A 13930-nucleotide genomic window follows, 5' to 3' on the forward strand; every position below is an offset into this window, starting at 1 on the left:
CCAACAGGTCCAACGGGGGTAACTGGAATAACAGGCCCAACAGGTCCAACGGGAGTAACCGGAGTAACAGGTCCTTCAGGGGGCCCGGTAGGCCCAACAGGTCCAACAGGTCCTTCAGGAGGTCCAATAGGTCCAACTGGAATAACAGGCCCGACAGGTCCAACAGGAGCAACTGGAATAACAGGCCCGACGGGTCCAACGGGAGCAACTGGAATAACAGGCCCAACAGGTCCAACGGGAGCAACTGGAATAACAGGCCCGACAGGTCCAACGGGAGTAACCGGAATAACAGGCCCGACAGGCCCAACAGGAGCAACTGGAATAACAGGCCCAACAGGTCCAACGGGATTTGAATCTGCATTCAGAGCTTTCAAATCTACTGATCAGTCCGTTACTGCTAATACACTGTCTATAGTAACATTTGAAACTACACAATTCGATTTAAATGGTGAATATGATGGTGTATCAACATTTATACCGCAACAAGATGGAGTATATTTAATTATTACTACTATAATTTTTAGTCCTACTGATGATACTCTAAATTATGTGACGGAAGTATTTATAACAGTTAACAGTGCTTTAATAGCAGGAGATGATAGCTTTTTTGGTGGAAATACTGGGCTTTTAAATGCGGTAACAGTTTCTACGATTGTACAATTGAATGCAGGGGATATGGTGCAAGTTCAAGCTGGTAGTACCATAGATGGCGCTATTGCATCTCCACTTCTTACAAATTTTCAAGCTGCGAGGTTTCCATCACCAGTTCCAAATACACTTTTCTTATTAAATAATTTATCTGCAGATTGGAGTAAAAGGCCATTTAGTAGAAAATCATAATTATGTTCATTTTTAAAATACCCTAAAGAAAATGATGAATTTAGATTGAGTTTGTCTATTAAGAATAAGAAAAGCCACTTAGATGAGTGGCTTTTCTTATTCTTAAATTATGGCATATACAGTTAAAACTAAGTGATTACATAATTGGAAATAGTTAAACTTGTACTATTTTGGTTCAGGATAGTAATTTTAATATAAAATCTCAATAGGTATTTATTAACTTTACATCTCTAAAAGAATAATTGAACTTTTGCTATCACTATAGTTACATATAAACCGATTATCAAATGCAATATTTCATATTTTTAACTGTCAAAAAACTAGACTTATATTAGTATTTTTAACTTTCTCAAGTATTTTCAGAATATAAGAGAATAGATGTTTGGGTTATTTGTGATAGAATATTCTTAATAATATAATTTGACGGAACGAAAAAGACCCATAGCGTGTGTAATTGTGCTGGGAACACTTTTACACCGTTTGCCCTAATTGTAGTAGGGAAAACATTTGCCATGAGCCTTTCAGTTACGACTATGCGTAACATATATGGCTAGTATAACACAACTTTTAGATGTAATTCATCATTAAGGTGCGTTTTCATGATAGGGAAGTGTGTCTTGTTCCAATAAGGGGGACAAAACATGTGGAAAGCTCTAAATCAAATTGAAAAAGAGTTATGTGCAGCTGGAATAAGAAAAAATAAACTCGCAAATTATTGGGGAGTTAAGCCAAGTACTGTTACAAAAGTTTTTAAAGGTAACACAGACATGAGTTTTGGCTTTCTTTCTAAGACAGCCATCCTATTAAACAAAGGCATACAGGTTCAAGAAAATTTATTAACAGATTATATATATATAACGAAACCAAAATCAGAAAACTTACGTGAGGCAATGGAGGATTTAGCTTTAAGGGGAAAGTTTAATCTATTAATTAATATTATCAATAGTGAATCACAATCAAAGGTAGCAGAAAATAGAGAATTTGCTAATGTGTATAGAATTATATATAAACGATATATAGGTGAGATTGATGCTACACAGTACCATAAGGCATTAAGCCTGGAAAGTAAATCAATAAGAACAACAGAGATGGAAGTGTTAATTGAAATTTTATTATGCCAAGCGCAATATCAATCGGGTAATTTTACTTCTTTAAATGAGCGATTAAAATCTCTTGAAATAAAAATAAATAAAGTAAGTAATAGGTACATTCGAGAATGTTATAAATTACGATATAAAGAAGCCATTGCCGTTACTTCGTTGCAGGGTGGTGAAGTCAGTGAAGCAAGACATTTTAGCATGGAACTATTAGATGATCTTGAATGGGATAACTTTTTTTCTTTTCCAAAAGTAAATGCATATTTAAAGTTAGGTGAATCTTATATTTTTTCAGCGAATGAATATGAGAAGGCAAAATATTATTTGGAAAAGACTCTTGAAGTGATAGGGGATAGTAAGATTAATGGAATTGAGAGAAAAAGAAAAATGGTGCAACATACATTATCATTTCTAAAGATTCATCATGATAAAGGAATTAGCAGCTTAGATGTTGTCCATCCAGGTGAATTAGCATATTTAAGGATTAAACAAGGTAAGAAGATTGAAGCGAGAAAACTATTAAATCAATTAAATGAGAAGAATGGAAGATTAACAGACATACAGACTGCATATTTAGGTTTAACATATGAAGGTACAAAAAAAGAAGAGTTAATGAAACGTTCTCTTTTGATGTGTCAAAAATCAGGGAATATATTTTATTCAAATTTACCAAAAATACACTTGGGTTTAATTTGAATAATTGGTATAATTGTCTTCGGAAAGAGGTGACATAATGAAAAAAATAATTACAATCATTCCTGCGCTATTAATAGCTGCTACATTATTCATTAACACTGATTCTATAAAAGAAAAGCCTAGTACAAATAATTCAAAACCTACAATTCAACACATGATGGTTGACCCTGGTGGCGGCTGGTAAAATACATAATAAAGGTATATATATTACAAATGACATCGTCTTAATTGACGATGTCATTTGTAATTTTAGGAGAAATTTCTTTTTTTACTGAAAGAAGAAAAAAGAAATTATTGTAAAAAAAATCCAAAAATAAAAAGAGGGAGATCGAAGAAGATGAAAAGTAAAGAAGGGGAAGTTAATCTAATTAAACAAGCTTTATTACTTTTGCAAGAAGAAGATAATCCAAAAGAGAAATTATTTTCTATTTGTTTGAGTGAATCAAAAAAAGAAAAAGTCATGTAAAAAAGACTATCTAACTTTCTTGGATAGTCTTTTTATACTACATATTTCCTTTAGATTTCTCGTAGTTCACAAACATCTCTAATTGCTCTAATGCTTTTTTTCGTTGTTCTTCAGGTAAGTCATTAATGATTTGAAGAATTTCGTGTGCTTCTTTTGTTAACTGTAAGTCTTCGCCCGCTGTTAAATCTGGTGAATCAGATAAACCTAACAAATAATCTGTTGTTACTTTTAAATAATTTGCTATCTTCTGAAGTGTACGTGTACCGGGTGCTTTTTTTCCCTCGACATAATTATAAACAGAAACATGACTAACACCAATTTCGTCAGCTAACTGTTGTTGGGTGATGCTCTTCTTTTCAATTAATGATTTCAATCTCTCATGACTAAACATAATAAAAAACACCCCAAGTTTATTTTATATGAAATTATTTTTTCTTAATTACTATTATGGTGTCACACTGTCATTATATATTAACTATCAGTTAAGTGGAAAGGTAATTTTTTTGAAAAAAGTTTTGGGAAACACTTGAACTTAACTTTAGGTTAAGTTATTATGTAATTAACAACAAAAACGGAAGAGAGGAGTTGTTTATGAAAACTCTAAAGCAGCTACGTGTAGAACAGGGATATACATGTAAGGAAGTAGCTGAAGCCGTTGGTATTACTGAAGTTTATTATTGGTATATAGAAAACGGGAAGCGTCGACCTTATTATGATTTAATTGTGAAAATTGCTGAGTTTTTTAAAGTGAAGTTAGATGCAATTAAAATTTTTTGTCCATAACTTAACTTTTGGTTAAGTTATGGTTGGTTAAGTGAATTAGAAAGGAGCAAAACAAAATGGGATTAGATCAAATCATTAAAGAGTCAATCCGCGAAGTTGTTCGCGAAGAAATTCAAGCAGCTTTAGCTTCATTCCAACAACAATCACAACCAAACAAGGTAATGAGGGTGAAAGAAGCAGCTGCTTACCTCAATATAGCAGTTTGTAGAATGTATGAATTAGCAAATCACCCACATTTTCCAGTGATCAGGGAAGGACGTAAATTACTTTTCTTGCAAAAGGATTTAGAAGCTTGGCTTGAAGCACAAAAGGAGGTGATTTAGTGGAAGATACAACCTCATTAGCTATATTAGCGATATTAATTGCATGTGGTTCATGTTTGTTTTACATAACTTATGAACCGATAAAACAATGGGCTTGGAGTGATGTGAAGCAAAGTAAAAAGACCCATTGCAGTGGGTCCTTTTCAAAAAATAAGTTGTTATAAGTATAACACGGAAAATAGGGAGATAGCACATTGGTTTTATGAAAAGGAGTGAAAACTATGAACACCAAGGTATTACAAATAGGGCAAATAAATTTTCGTGGCAATGTTATAGATCATGGATGGTTTAAAACACTTACATTAGATAATGGTAAACCTAATATTGTTGCAATTACTATCTTAGGAGAAATTGTTTATTGGTATAAACCTACTGAAGTAAGAAGTGAAGAATCTAGTCAAGTTCAATATAAGCAAAAGTTTAAGGCAGACACGCTTCAAAAGAGCTATCAACAATTAGCCGATTCATTTGGATTTACAAAAAGACAAGTAAAAGAAGCGTGTGACTTTCTGAAAGAACGTGGACTTATAAAAATTGAGTTTAGGACGATTCTTGTTAACGGAACTAGGTGTAATAACGTTATGTATGTTGAACCTGTACCTGAAATGGTTCAGAAAATATCCATTATGTATTGGGGAAATGGTAACCCTCCTACACTGAAAAGTAATAGCCCTGTTACTTTAGAAAGCAAGAGGGTCTTACATTCTAGAGCAATACCCTTCTACGATAAAACGGAAGAGTCTCTTACACTAGAACGTAAGACAAATACAGAGATTACTACAAATATTACTACAAATATAAATGATGATGATGCTACCTCAACTCAGAAATTAATTGATCAAGAATTTAAAATTAGTTACAACTTTTTACTTGAAAAGGGAATTCCTTTAAGTGAAATTGCAATTCAAGAATTAGGTGAGTTTTGCGATAGATTCGGTAATGAATTAGTTATTCACGCTGTTAATAAAGCAATTGATGAAAATGTACCAAAGTGGAGATATATCCGCAGTATTTTAAGTAGTTGGGAAAAGGAAAAAGTAAAAACATTAAATGAGGTTGCTGCTTTAGATACTCGATTTGAAATGAGTAAGAAAAACAATAAACGTACTGGTAAAGGTTATTCCAAACGAACGGAAGTTGTACCGGATTGGTTACGCAAACAAGAAGAACAAGAGCCAATACAGCAGCCACAGCAAACTCAAAGCGATGATTTTGAAAATAATAAGAAACGTTTGGATGAGATTCTAAATAAATATAAAAATATTAAAGGGGAGTAAGATATGAAAAACACGGGTGTTGCAAGAAAAGTGGACGAGCTAGGTCGTGTAGTAATTCCAGTAGAGTTACGCAGAACTTTAGGTATTACCGAAGGAACGGCACTAGATTTTCATGTCGATGGTGAAAACATCGTTTTAAGAAGACATGAAAAGTCATGCTTTGTAACGGGTGAAGTTTCTGAAAACAACATAGAGTTGCTAGGTGGCCGAATGTTTTTAAGCAAGGAAGGGGTAATTGAATTACTGGATCTTATTCAGAAGAGTGGGATGGCACATGCCTAAGCAACTAAACATTTTCGATGTAGAGCCAACAATTTGTGAGTTTGATGTAATGAAGGCAAATGTGAAGAGAGGAACTGGACGCACTAAATACGCTGATGTACGCGTCCGAGTTCCAACGAATGCAAAATGTACGGATGAATTACCATGCACAACTAAACAAGATGATCGTTATGACATCTTTGAACAATATGTAATGGCTATTTGGAGATTTCAAAGAGCTGTAGATAAGTTTTTCAATTGGGATACAGCTGAAGAATTGTGTAAGGCAGCAAGGGATAAAAAAGAAATAATTCCGGTAAGGGTTTATTTAGGAAGTGGATTTAAACCTGATGTTGTCGAGTACATGCGGTAGTAAAAGGGAGATGGACATATGAAAAAAATAGAAATTGATGTTAGTAGCAACAAACTTTTAATAGTGAAGGACGGAAATGTAACAGCAGTAAATCCGCCAATGAGTGGATTCGGTGAGCAAGTGGCGGTTTGGGTAAACGGTAAAGTTGATCGTGTAGATACTAAGTTTACTGAAAAGATAAAATGATTAATTTTAGAAAGTAGGTTCGCTTATGAGTGTAGCAAGAAATCATAAAGCGATGAAGGAATCACGGTTAAAAATATACATCGTTTTAGAAGAAGCTAACTTTATTTGGGATGAAAGAGATGTAGTACGTTTTCGTGAAATGTGGAGTCAAGGTATGAGTTTGCCGAAGATGGCAAAAGCGTTAAGGAGACACCAAGCGGAAGTTGCACTTCTTGTAATAGATCAAGCTGATAAGTATTTAATTGAAAATCGTCCAATAGGATTAGGGATTTGCTAAATAGGAAGGGGAAATCAAAATGAACATTATGGAAAATGGTGTATTAGAAGCAACTAAATTAATGAGTGAAGCAAAAAATGAGGAACAAGTTATAAATGAAGCTACAGTTTTACAGATTGCAAGTATCTTATCGATTGATGAATTAAATGATTATCAGGAAGCAACTTTACGAACTTGGAATAGCAAAACTGATTTTGGAGGACGAGTTTCAAATGCAGCTTTAGGACTTACAGGCGAAGCTGGTGAAGTTGCCGATATTGTAAAAAAAGCAATTTATCATGGACATGGTTTCCAACCATCGCATTGTCCAGGAGAAGAGGATGGAAACACTTATAAATTAGCCTTAGAGCTTGGAGATATTCTGTATTACTTAACAATTATGGCACACGAACTGGGATATACGTTACAAGATATTGCTGAAATGAATATTGCAAAATTAGCTAAAAGATATCCTGATGGTTTTAGTCGAGAAGCAAGTCAAACACGTGTAGATGTAAAGTAAGACCAAATTTGAATTTTATTAAGAAAGTTTAAATTAAAGATTTCATTTGAAAGGAATATCCCAGTAATAAAATAGAGCACTGATTTACAGTGCCTATCTTATCAGAGATTGCTTATTCCATAAAAATAAAGCTATTACGGACAATTCACAATGGTAATAGTGACGTTAGCCATTGTTCCAGGAGAATCAAGGGGTGAAGCAGTAACGATTACTGTTCCAGGTCCATTTGCGGCTAAAAATACAGCAGTAAAGTTACCAGAAGCATTGGTGATGGTAGCAAGAGGAACCATGAAAGCTAGAGAAGGATTACTAAATGAAAAGCTGACTACTACCCCTGCAGCAGGGATACCATTTACTAATACTTGACCTGAAAAAAATAAAGTATTATTTCCTTGGGTGGATACACATGCTGTGTTGGCGTTAGAAGTTAAGGAAATAGATGCAAGTCCAGCAGGAAGATTAAATCCAGTTGGTCCAGTTGGTCCAGTAGCCCCAGTTGATCCAGTTGGTCCAGTTGGTCCAGTAGCCCCAGTTGATCCAGTTGGTCCGGTTGGTCCAGTAGCCCCAGTAGCCCCAGTTGGTCCGGTTGGTCCAGTAGCCCCAGTTGATCCGGTTGGTCCAGTAGCCCCAGTAGCCCCAGTAGCTCCTGTTGACCCAGTGGGGCCAGTTGGGGATTGAAAAGGTAGAACAGGTGGAAGTGTGGGGCCAATTGCATCTGGATTTAGTGCAGCAGAAGATAAAAACTCATCCATTATATATCACCTCTGAATATTCGTATTACTAATAGTAAATGCGAGAGTTAAGTAGAGTGAAACGGACAAGCAATTGTATTTATGAAATTTAACAAAATAGTTATTTGGTAACAAAAACATATGTAATGACATGAATAACATGTCATCTTATTCAATAAAGAGATGTTTTATCTTTTTATTATCATCATAGTCACCTGAAACATGTGCGCCTATAAATGGAGTGCCATACACTTTGTCTTTAGAAATTACAAAGTTAAATTTGGAATGGTTATCAATCGAACAACTTATAAGATAATTATCATCAATTTCGTAAATATCTAGAAAGGTAGCTGCAAAGAACATTTTAATCATACCTTTCCTGATTCTGAATATAGAAATACTTTATTCTTTATGTAAGATAAACGCTTGTGCTAATAATGCAGTTTTATACAAAATTCTTATTTTATAACGAATAAAGGAAAGAAGCTTTTTTAATAAAAATTTTCTTTCCTCAAAGTGTGCAAGAAATTCAAGGTAACTGGACCAGAGCACCTTTTAGATTTTTTATGATATTAATGTATTCAAAGAAATCTAAAAGGTGAAATTCTCATGAGTTAATTTTTTATATTGTATTCTTTACTTAGGATTATGGAGCCGGTCCCTAAAAAATAAAGAGTGCCTTGTAGAGCGCTCCTTATACCTAATTATAAATGTTTATGTTCAATCTTAGATTTTTTGCTGGGAGGAATAAAATGTTCTTGAACAAAGTTTAGATAAATAATACCACTAATCATTGCAATATAAAACACAGCACAAAAGAAGATTAAAATGTATTTAAAGGTCTTGTTCATATTGGTACCGTCCTAAAAAAGGCTTATTTTAATTTAATATTGTATGTAAAAAAAGGTGCATTTATACAAGGGGCAGGTAGCTAGCACAAGTAAAGCAAAATCCTTATTTAACAACAAATAAAAAGAGTGCATTTTTATATGCACCCTTAGTAAGGTAGGTGAATGTTTCATGAGATATAGAAAATCTAAAAAATCGTAATCAGATTTTCACGAGTAAATTTTTAATATTGTATGCCTTACATGGAATTATGGAGCCTGTCATTAAATAATAAAGAGTGCCTTGAGAGAAAGGCGCTCTGACTAATGTTGAAAAAGAATACCCATTATTGTATGTATGTTTTTGATTTAGGTGCGAGATTAAATAAAATCTTTATTTGAAATAAAAAAGGCCCTAGAGGACTAGGGCCAAGATTGAAGTATCATCTTTAAAGTGAAAGTAAAAAGAATGATATGAGGTTATTTTAACACGAATCTTAAAATTAAGAAATAACGATATTAATAACATCATTATTTTATAACCTAAAATAAAAGAACCCGTTTGTTATAAACGGATTCTTCACACAAGGTCTGCAAGAAACTCAAGGTAACTGGACCAGAGCACCATATATAATTTCTTGTGATATTAATGTATTCAAGGAAGTCTAAAACGTTAATAGTAATTAAGCAAAATTCTTATTGTATGAGAAAAAAATAAAAGAACCCATTTTTTATAAATGGATTCTTCCCTTAAGGTGTGCAAGAAATTCAAGGTAACTTGACCACAGTAACCTGTGGAATTCCTTGTGATAATACTGTATGCAAAGGAACCAATAAGGTTAATGAATTTCGAACAAAACCCTTATTTAACAACAAATAAAAAGAGCGCTAATCAAGAGCACTCTTTATACCTCACTATAACTAAAGTGACGAACTCACATTATACAGAAAGGTAGTATTAAAGTATGTAAAAGTATGAAATTGGTGAATGGGTTCAAACAAAATCTTTATTTAAATAAAAAGAGCCCATGCATCAGTGTTCTTTAAGATAGGAGGTAACTCTCTGAGCAGAACGTCTAGGTTAGAAATATATAATGTGAAAAAGAAATAAGAACAAAGTTTTTATTATTAACTCAATATAAAAGAGCAATTAGCTTTTGCTAATTGCTCGGCCCAAGGTAATAGACATATAGTGGGTATTAGTAAAATCGGAAATTGGCTATTCAAGAGCCTGTTTACAGTATAACCAAGATTTTTAAAAGTATTCCCTCTTTAAAGTTAAGACCTTATTCAAACAGTGTTCTATAAAGAGGGAGTGGAGTAATGAAAAAGAATACTTTTCTTATAATACAAGATGATTTTTTATTCTCAATAACATATGAGCATTAAGGCAAAAATGTGTAATTAAAAGAGCAGCTAGCAAAAGCTAACTGCTCTCCGAAAAAACGTTAAGAAGGAAGTTCAGAACCCAAGTGTATTTATAGTATGAATGGAATATTGAATTTTATTCAGATAAGAAAATAAAAGCTAGGATTTCTACTAGCCCAAAGAGTGTTCAAAAAGGTATTCACACATGGTCGAGCATCTTTAATTATAAGATGATTAAACATTTATGTATAGAAGTCAGTGAAGATTACCGCCGCGAAGTGGGAAGAAAGTTGGATTTATATAAATCGTTATTTGATTAAAAGAAAAAAGAACACATGTTGATATGTGCTCTAAGATAATCATTTTGATATCTATTAAAGTGTCTCTTTTGTATCAGGTGTATCAAATTTATCATTTAATTTAAAGGTTGTTTCTAAAAGAATTGTAGATGAAATCGCAAAGATTAATACAGCATGTGGTGATAATTGCACTGCTGTGAAATTAAGTTTTGCTAGCCAAAAATATCCGACATACATTGTCAGGAAGGTACTAACAATTGAAATTGTAAATCCTAAGAAACCTAATTCTTTTAGCTTTTCTTCAGATAATTTAAATACGCGTAATACGAAAGAGAAGATGATCCCAACTATGAAAAGTCCAATACATAAGGTCAATAGTGACATTATACTTGGGTATACAACGTCATCAGGCAACCATTGTTTTATTCCGACAATTATGGCTGTAGGGAGCGCGATAGGTATTAATAGTGGTGATACTATTAGAAAAATAGCTAATAGTCTACCGATGTTATTTGTTTCATTGTTGTTTTGATTGTTCATAAAGCCTCCAAAAATAATTGTAAAATAAATATCCTAGTGGATTTTAGCACAAAAGTATTAGTAAAGCTATAGTTAAAAAATTGAATTCAAACAAAAACGCTATTTGGAATGTAAATATAAGAGCACTTAGAAAAGTGCCCTTCTGTAACGACTATCCACTCTAAAAAGAAATGATGCAATATATCATATGAAATTATGTTGATTTAGTTGTGTGTATTTTGTATAAAAATTTCATTTTGTAGAAAAATGCCAAAGTAAAACGAGCACTTGTTCCAGAGTGCTCGCTTAAAAAACATTCCATGTATTGGGGTTATGTTTGTAAGTCATGAACCAGTAAATGACTGAAAAATAAGGTTCAAGATAGTTTATTCATTTTAGAGTAAATGGGTACCTGTACGGAAAAAAGAGCAGCTAGCAAAAGCTAACTGCTCAGCCCTCAGAGAAAGGGAAAAGAACATTACAAAGGTCACTGTGAATTTAAGCTGTATCAGCTCATTTATAGTATTGGACATAATTTAGAATTTTATTCGGAAAACCTCAAAAAAGCAGTTAGCCCAGTCTAACTGTTCAATAGTTTCATATTTTACGCAAGGATGAGATAGTGAATCTATAGCTTATATAAAGGTGAATATCATTCGTATGTTGATCAAAAAGGGATACGTTCAATATATAGGTGCATATGGTGATTTCTAATATGAAAAGAGAGCCAGGGGGGCCCTCTTTAATAGTTATTGGATTCGCTAGAAAAACGAAAAGCTTTAGATATATTAATGTATTAAAAATTTTGTGAACATGAAGTGCAAGGTCCACCAGTAGGTTGGAATACAACATTATCAACAAAAGCTGTTGCGCCTTCTCCACCCGTAGCTAAGTTTTGGAAACTAATACATGCTGTAGTTACATCAGCAGGTATACACACAACAAGGGTATAATGTTGGAAGCCAGCTTGTTGTTGATTTGCAACAGGTACAATGTGCGGAATGTTTAATGGTCCAAGTGTTGTAGGGTTAGGAGGACATCCTTGACCAAGTTCTGGAAACGATACAGAAGCAACAAGGAGTGCTCCATCTCTTATATCCCCAGCAAAAGAAAGGGTAAAGCAACAACCTTCGCCTACATCAACAGATTGGGTCATAATTCCTCCAGGTCCAATAGAAACAGCTAAAGCACTCAAGGATCCATTTGGAAGAAAACGACCGCTGTGCGCATTTGGAAATCCTACTTCTGAAACATTTCCCGTTACAATCCATCCTGGAACTGGAGTACCTGGTGTTGCAGGTTCATCAAATCCAGGGTTATCAAGAACATTCGTACATGGGCAACATGCCGTAGCAGCTGGTCCCGTAGGTCCTGTAACTCCTGTAGCCCCGGTTGGTCCAGTCGGCCCAGTTGGTCCAGTCGGCCCAGTTGGTCCAGTCGGCCCAGTTGGTCCAGTCGGTCCGGTTGGTCCAACTTGAGGTGGGGGTACAGGGGGGAGGAAACACTCACATGGAATATGAAATTTCTTTTTAAATTCACTCATTTTTACACCATCCTTATCATTCACCCACTTACACACTACAACTTATGAATTGGTTAACAAACAAGTATAAGAAAAAGGCCCTTGAAAATTAAAATAAATAAAAAAATAAGCCCTTATGTCACAAATATAAACCCATTCCATAATATATAAGGAACATGGGTTCACTTCAAAAAGCTTTTAATATATAAGGGAGTCCGCTTCCTAAATCAATATCGTTGAACCTGTTGCTCCTGTTGCTTCTGTTGGTAAAGTGAATGACGAAGAATAGATAGGAGAGTTGAATCGATTAAACTTGATTCAACAGCAACTCCATGTAAAACAATATTTTCTTCATTCATACCTTTACCTTCTATGATTGCTCGCCATAGGAGGTAAAGGTTGCAAAAAGCAAATCATGAAGTTGGAATGTAATTATATGGAAGTGTAAAGATTGTTAAGGGGAATTAAAGAATGTATCGAAGTGAATGGAAAATGCAAGAAGAATTATACGATCATAGTAGTTAGATAATATACGATGGTGAATGGGTTGAAGTGGACAAGCAGTTTTATTTTATAAATTAAATAAAAATTTTATTTTGTGGAAATAAAAAACCCTAGTTTCCTAGGGTAATGGTATAACAGCCAAATATATTTTATTCTTTTATATCGTAACTTAATATTACGTTAAAAACATCAGGTAAGTGTAACCAATTGCAGAAAATAAAAGAGCAGCTAGCAAAAGCTAACTGCTCGGTTCTCCAAGGGGGAACAAGGAGAAAGTAACTTAATGGGTTGTCTACAGTATTGACGGAATATTGAGTTTTATTCACAAAGAATGACGTTTAACTTAATGCATAGCCAACGATCAAAGTTAGTGTTAAAAACACTGATAATAAAAGTGTTAGTAGAACTGTCACTATGCTTCTAAGCATCGCTATCCAATTACCTGCTTTAGAGAATCCTTTAATACCAGCAAAAAAAGTTCCTATTGAAAAAATGAGTACAAAAAATAAAGGGTGAAAATAAAAGATATTTATAAACGATGCATTCATTTCAGGTGTGCATACTTCAAGATATAAAAGAAAAAAAGCAATGCAAACGAATGAAAAAATAAAGGACCATAGATTAATATTATGCTTCATAGGTTGCTCCTTTGTTATCGGAATATTTCTATTAAATTTTAATGGAAAATATAAGAAAAAGATAGTGTTTATAAATTAGAATGAATTTTTGAACAAAATAATCCTTTTGTTTATAGAAAAACAAGCTACCACGTTTCATTGATTGGGAATCTTTTCTAAGGTATGCTTAAGGGGATGGGAATAAAAAGAATATTTTCGGGAGGAAAGGGATTAATTTATGTTAGGAAATTGGTTTGATAAATTAAAAGAACCTAAATGTATACATAGATATAAACTTATTAAAAATCATGACAATGAAGATTTTAAAACTGGTAAGATGGGGATAGTTAGTTATTATAAATGTGAAAAGTGTGGGAAAGAGAAGGAAATCAGCAAATATACTAATGATGTTAATAGTGACTATTGGGATATTTAAAAATAACAATCGAATATCGTCCGGCT

At 33.6% G+C, this 13930-nt stretch carries 19 protein-coding genes and 1 pseudogene; 15 read left to right on the top strand and 5 right to left on the bottom strand.

From position 1 onward, the window contains the following. The first annotated feature begins 27 nt into the window (after positions 1-27). The 4 genes from BUA87_RS31180 to BUA87_RS31640 all read left to right on the top strand — a co-directional run bounded on the left by BUA87_RS31180 (position 28) and on the right by BUA87_RS31640 (position 3099). On the top strand, positions 28-840 hold the full coding sequence (locus BUA87_RS31180; RefSeq protein ID WP_256678954.1) for a collagen-like protein: 813 nt from the start codon (positions 28-30) through the stop codon (positions 838-840). A 641-nt stretch (positions 841-1481) separates the two neighbouring features. Continuing rightward, entirely contained in the window at positions 1482-2633 is a 1152-nt protein-coding gene (locus BUA87_RS04380) for an AimR family lysis-lysogeny pheromone receptor (protein WP_000265308.1), read from the top strand. A 37-nt stretch (positions 2634-2670) separates the two neighbouring features. Then, positions 2671-2817, top strand: a complete 147-nt coding sequence (locus tag BUA87_RS04385; RefSeq protein ID WP_000720922.1) for a hypothetical protein — start codon at positions 2671-2673, stop codon at positions 2815-2817. Between the two features lie 153 nt (positions 2818-2970). Beyond that, a complete protein-coding gene (locus BUA87_RS31640; RefSeq protein WP_000836783.1) occupies positions 2971-3099 on the top strand; it encodes a hypothetical protein in 129 nt (42 codons plus the stop codon). A gap of 37 nt (positions 3100-3136) precedes the next feature. Here BUA87_RS31640 and BUA87_RS04390 read toward each other — a convergent pair whose 3' ends face one another. Further along, on the bottom strand, positions 3137-3490 hold the full coding sequence (locus BUA87_RS04390; RefSeq protein ID WP_000491237.1) for a helix-turn-helix domain-containing protein: 354 nt from the start codon (positions 3488-3490) through the stop codon (positions 3137-3139). Between the two features lie 200 nt (positions 3491-3690). On the opposite strand from BUA87_RS04390, the gene BUA87_RS04395 reads away from it, so the two are divergent. From BUA87_RS04395 to BUA87_RS31645, 10 genes are all read left to right on the top strand, one after another. After that, entirely contained in the window at positions 3691-3882 is a 192-nt protein-coding gene (locus BUA87_RS04395) for a helix-turn-helix domain-containing protein (RefSeq protein ID WP_000854268.1), read from the top strand. A 56-nt stretch (positions 3883-3938) separates the two neighbouring features. Further along, the gene (locus BUA87_RS04400; protein ID WP_000522030.1) at positions 3939-4205 is read left to right on the top strand and encodes a helix-turn-helix domain-containing protein; all 267 of its coding nucleotides are present in this window, start codon (positions 3939-3941) and stop codon (positions 4203-4205) included. Then, the gene (locus tag BUA87_RS31185; protein WP_000390284.1) at positions 4205-4369 is read left to right on the top strand and encodes a hypothetical protein; all 165 of its coding nucleotides are present in this window, start codon (positions 4205-4207) and stop codon (positions 4367-4369) included. The genes BUA87_RS04400 and BUA87_RS31185 overlap by 1 nt, the downstream gene beginning before the upstream one ends. 57 nt (positions 4370-4426) lie before the next feature. Next, positions 4427-5482 carry a DnaD domain-containing protein gene (locus BUA87_RS04405; protein WP_001093547.1) on the top strand — a complete coding sequence of 352 codons (1056 nt, stop codon included), beginning with the start codon at positions 4427-4429 and terminating at the stop codon, positions 5480-5482. Between the two features lie 3 nt (positions 5483-5485). Then, the gene (locus BUA87_RS04410) at positions 5486-5764 is read left to right on the top strand and encodes an AbrB/MazE/SpoVT family DNA-binding domain-containing protein (RefSeq protein WP_016512773.1); all 279 of its coding nucleotides are present in this window, start codon (positions 5486-5488) and stop codon (positions 5762-5764) included. Further along, on the top strand, positions 5757-6116 hold the full coding sequence (locus tag BUA87_RS04415) for a hypothetical protein (RefSeq protein WP_016512772.1): 360 nt from the start codon (positions 5757-5759) through the stop codon (positions 6114-6116). The genes BUA87_RS04410 and BUA87_RS04415 overlap by 8 nt, the downstream gene beginning before the upstream one ends. 18 nt (positions 6117-6134) lie before the next feature. Then, entirely contained in the window at positions 6135-6302 is a 168-nt protein-coding gene (locus BUA87_RS04420) for a DUF3954 domain-containing protein (protein ID WP_000717826.1), read from the top strand. Positions 6303-6327: 25 nt separating this feature from the next. Further along, positions 6328-6579 (top strand): helix-turn-helix domain containing protein, encoded by a 252-nt coding sequence (locus BUA87_RS04425; protein WP_072938520.1) that lies wholly within the window; start codon positions 6328-6330, stop codon positions 6577-6579. Between the two features lie 19 nt (positions 6580-6598). Next, positions 6599-7081 carry a nucleoside triphosphate pyrophosphohydrolase family protein gene (locus BUA87_RS04430; protein WP_044307564.1) on the top strand — a complete coding sequence of 161 codons (483 nt, stop codon included), beginning with the start codon at positions 6599-6601 and terminating at the stop codon, positions 7079-7081. Between the two features lie 150 nt (positions 7082-7231). After that, positions 7232-7447, top strand: coding sequence for a hypothetical protein (locus BUA87_RS31645; RefSeq protein WP_000237379.1), 216 nt, complete (start codon positions 7232-7234; stop codon positions 7445-7447). 329 nt (positions 7448-7776) lie between these two features. On the opposite strand, the pseudogene BUA87_RS32100 reads toward BUA87_RS31645, so the two are convergent. The 4 genes and pseudogenes from BUA87_RS32100 to BUA87_RS04455 all read right to left on the bottom strand — a co-directional run. Continuing rightward, positions 7777-7833 (bottom strand): annotated as a pseudogene (locus BUA87_RS32100) (exosporium leader peptide-containing protein); the annotation flags it as partial. Positions 7834-10381: 2548 nt separating this feature from the next. Further along, a complete protein-coding gene (locus BUA87_RS04445) occupies positions 10382-10846 on the bottom strand; it encodes a hypothetical protein (protein ID WP_001064729.1) in 465 nt (154 codons plus the stop codon). Positions 10847-11621: 775 nt separating this feature from the next. Then, positions 11622-12368, bottom strand: coding sequence for a hypothetical protein (locus BUA87_RS04450; RefSeq protein ID WP_072938526.1), 747 nt, complete (start codon positions 12366-12368; stop codon positions 11622-11624). Positions 12369-13189: 821 nt separating this feature from the next. Then, positions 13190-13489 (bottom strand): hypothetical protein, encoded by a 300-nt coding sequence (locus BUA87_RS04455; protein ID WP_044307562.1) that lies wholly within the window; start codon positions 13487-13489, stop codon positions 13190-13192. 217 nt (positions 13490-13706) lie between these two features. Here BUA87_RS04455 and BUA87_RS04460 point away from each other — a divergent pair, with 217 nt between their 5' ends. Continuing rightward, complete coding sequence (locus BUA87_RS04460; RefSeq protein WP_044307561.1) at positions 13707-13904, top strand: hypothetical protein; 198 nt, start codon at positions 13707-13709, stop codon at positions 13902-13904. The last annotated feature ends 26 nt before the right edge of the window (positions 13905-13930 follow it).

Source organism: Bacillus sp. bc15, assembly GCF_900142585.1.
GTDB classification, from domain to species: domain Bacteria; phylum Bacillota; class Bacilli; order Bacillales; family Bacillaceae_G; genus Bacillus_A; species Bacillus_A cereus.

Coding starts and splice junctions, on each gene's coding strand:
- BUA87_RS04415 (WP_016512772.1), top strand. CDS start 5,757: ATGCCTAAGCAACTAAACATTTTCGATGTAGAGCCAACAATTTGTGAG.
- BUA87_RS04425 (WP_072938520.1), top strand. CDS start 6,328: ATGAGTGTAGCAAGAAATCATAAAGCGATGAAGGAATCACGGTTAAAA.
- BUA87_RS04420 (WP_000717826.1), top strand. CDS start 6,135: ATGAAAAAAATAGAAATTGATGTTAGTAGCAACAAACTTTTAATAGTG.
- BUA87_RS04385 (WP_000720922.1), top strand. CDS start 2,671: ATGAAAAAAATAATTACAATCATTCCTGCGCTATTAATAGCTGCTACA.
- BUA87_RS04430 (WP_044307564.1), top strand. CDS start 6,599: ATGAACATTATGGAAAATGGTGTATTAGAAGCAACTAAATTAATGAGT.
- BUA87_RS04395 (WP_000854268.1), top strand. CDS start 3,691: ATGAAAACTCTAAAGCAGCTACGTGTAGAACAGGGATATACATGTAAG.
- BUA87_RS04390 (WP_000491237.1), bottom strand. CDS start 3,490: ATGTTTAGTCATGAGAGATTGAAATCATTAATTGAAAAGAAGAGCATC.
- BUA87_RS04380 (WP_000265308.1), top strand. CDS start 1,482: ATGTGGAAAGCTCTAAATCAAATTGAAAAAGAGTTATGTGCAGCTGGA.
- BUA87_RS04450 (WP_072938526.1), bottom strand. CDS start 12,368: ATGAGTGAATTTAAAAAGAAATTTCATATTCCATGTGAGTGTTTCCTC.
- BUA87_RS04410 (WP_016512773.1), top strand. CDS start 5,486: ATGAAAAACACGGGTGTTGCAAGAAAAGTGGACGAGCTAGGTCGTGTA.
- BUA87_RS31645 (WP_000237379.1), top strand. CDS start 7,232: ATGGTAATAGTGACGTTAGCCATTGTTCCAGGAGAATCAAGGGGTGAA.
- BUA87_RS04455 (WP_044307562.1), bottom strand. CDS start 13,489: ATGAAGCATAATATTAATCTATGGTCCTTTATTTTTTCATTCGTTTGC.
- BUA87_RS04445 (WP_001064729.1), bottom strand. CDS start 10,846: ATGAACAATCAAAACAACAATGAAACAAATAACATCGGTAGACTATTA.
- BUA87_RS04460 (WP_044307561.1), top strand. CDS start 13,707: ATGTTAGGAAATTGGTTTGATAAATTAAAAGAACCTAAATGTATACAT.
- BUA87_RS31640 (WP_000836783.1), top strand. CDS start 2,971: ATGAAAAGTAAAGAAGGGGAAGTTAATCTAATTAAACAAGCTTTATTA.
- BUA87_RS04405 (WP_001093547.1), top strand. CDS start 4,427: ATGAACACCAAGGTATTACAAATAGGGCAAATAAATTTTCGTGGCAAT.
- BUA87_RS04400 (WP_000522030.1), top strand. CDS start 3,939: ATGGGATTAGATCAAATCATTAAAGAGTCAATCCGCGAAGTTGTTCGC.